The 2,309-nt window shown below is 62.0% G+C and carries 1 protein-coding gene and 1 pseudogene; both read right to left on the bottom strand.

The features are described from left to right. Positions 1-74 precede the first annotated feature (74 nt). Positions 75-2,021 (bottom strand): 3D-(3,5/4)-trihydroxycyclohexane-1,2-dione acylhydrolase (decyclizing), encoded by a 1,947-nt coding sequence (iolD, locus tag HP499_RS23530; RefSeq protein ID WP_172326459.1) that lies wholly within the window; start codon positions 2,019-2,021, stop codon positions 75-77. 6 nt (positions 2,022-2,027) lie between these two features. Further along, positions 2,028-2,309 (bottom strand): annotated as a pseudogene (locus HP499_RS23525) (deoxyribose-phosphate aldolase); the annotation flags it as partial.

The following is a 2,309-nucleotide window of genomic DNA, read 5'->3' as shown; positions in this document are numbered from 1 at the left end:
TGGTGAATGGTGGTAAGTGTGGTCGTCGTCGACATGTGCGGACTTCCTTTTGTCTGTGGCTGTAAGTACCAGGGTTAGCCGAGCAGTTTGCGCTGGCGGTTCTTGTGGTCGGTGTATGTCTTGTAGGCCTGCTGTGTGGATTCAAGCTCAGAGACGGCCGAGACGGGGACGTCCCACCAGGACTCGGAGCTCGGGGCGTCCAGCAGAGGGTCGGATTCGACGTGGATCACGATCGGCCCGGTTTCGGGAGCAGCTTTGGCTTCCTTGATGGCAGCGCCAAGGGCTTCGATGACGTGCTCCCCCGGTTCGATCCGAATGACCCTCGCACCCAGGGATTCGGCGTTGGTGGCGAGGTCGATTGGAAGGTTCTCACCGGCGTCGAAGCTGTGCTGTTCCTTGTCCAGGACCCGGTACTGCGTGCCGAAACGCTGCGAGCCGAGGGATTCGGAGAGCGAACCGATGGAGGCATAGCCGTGGTTTTGGATGAGGATGACAATCAACTTGATACGTTCTGCGACGGCGGTGACCAGTTCCGTGTGCATCATCAGATAGGAGCCATCCCCCACCATGACCACCACATCCCGCTCCGGGCCACCGGCAGCGGCTTCGGCCAGAGCTGCGCGCTTCACACCCAATCCACCAGGAATCTCATAGCCCATGCAGGAGTAGGCGTACTCCACGTGGTAGCCGAACGGGTCGCGGACTCGCCACATCTTGTGCAGGTCACCCGGCAAGGACCCTGCGGCGCAGATGACGACGTCCTGGTCATCCATGGCCTTGTTGGCGGCACCTATGATCTCATTTTGCGCCGGCAAAGGTGTGTAGCGGGTTTCGAAGGCCTCATCCACGATGGCATTCCACCGCTTCTTCTCTCCCGCCACCTTCTGTTCAAGATCGGCAGCAACGCGGTAACCCCCCAGGGCCCGGTTAAGCTTCACCAGGGCCTTGCGCGCGTCTGCGACGATCGGCAGCACAGTGCCGTGCTTATAGGCGTCGATAGGGGCGACGTTGATGTTCACGAACTTCACATCCGGGTTCTGAAACGCCGTACGGGAAGCAGTGGTGAAGTCCTCGTAGCGCGTGCCGATCCCGATGACGAGGTCCGCCTCGGCAGCGATCGCGTTGGCCGCCGTCGTACCCGTTGAACCGACCGCGCCAAGGGAGAACGCGTGGTCCCACGGCAGGACGCCGACACCTGCCTGTGTATTCCCCACTGGAATGCCGGTCAGTTCGGCGAACTTGGCGAGTTCCTCGTTGGCGTAGGCATACAGGACGCCACCGCCCGCGATGATCAATGGGCGCTTCGCGGCGCGGATGGCCTCGGCAGCGCGGCAAATGTCCTGGTCCTCTGCCTCCGGCCGGCGGATACGCCACTCCCGCTCCGCCAGGAATTCCTCCGGGACGTCAAAAGCCTCTGCCTGAACATCCTGCGGCAGCGAGATGGTCACCGCACCCGTCTCCGCCGGGTCGGTCAGGACTCGCATTCCGTGGTGGAAGGCGGAGAAGAGTTGCTCCGGGCGGGAGACCCTATCGAAGAACTTGGACAACGGACGGAAGGCATCGTTGACCGTAATGTCGTAGGCGTACGGGAGCTCCAGCTGCTGCAGCACAGGGTCAGCGGCCCGGGTGGCGAAAGTGTCACTGGGCAACAGGAGCACCGGCAGCCGATTGGTGGTTGCCAAAGCTGCCCCCGTCAGCAGGTTCGACGATCCCGGACCAATGGAGGTGCTGATGGCGAACGTCTGGCGTCGACGCGTGTGCCGGGCATAGCCAACTGCCTGGTGCACCTGGGCTTGTTCGTTGCGGCCCTGGTAGTAAGGCATGATCGAAGGGTCAGCAGCTTGGTACTGCTTCAACGCCTGGCCGACGCCGGCCACATTGCCGTGACCAAAAATGCCGAAGGTGCCCGGAATGAGCCGGTCACGATACTCCACGCCATCGATGGAATCCACGGTGTACTGCCGGGAGAGGTACTCGACCACGGCTTGCGCCACGGTCATACGTCGGGTTGCTTTACCCATGGTTGGCTACTCCGATACTTTCACTGGAATACGGTCTGTCAGGGTGCGCTCATCAGAAACCCGCACTGCCGGTCCTGTGGTGTTGAGCAGCGAGGCTGCCATGGATACAGCACCGGCTACGTCGCCGTCGGCCGGATAGAGAAGTGTCCGCCCGACGGTCAGGCCCTGAACGCCGGGCAGTGTGAGGGCAGCCTGCCAACTGGCGAAAATTTCATCCTGGGTACCCGCAGGGTCTCCACCCAACAAGACGGTGGGCAACGTAGTGGACGCCATGACACGTTCCATCTC

This window comes from Paenarthrobacter sp. CM16 (genome assembly GCF_013179505.1).
In the GTDB taxonomy this organism is placed as follows: domain Bacteria; phylum Actinomycetota; class Actinomycetes; order Actinomycetales; family Micrococcaceae; genus Arthrobacter.
Note: the sequence above shows the minus strand (reverse complement) of the source record. Positions and strands in the feature narration are given on the sequence as shown.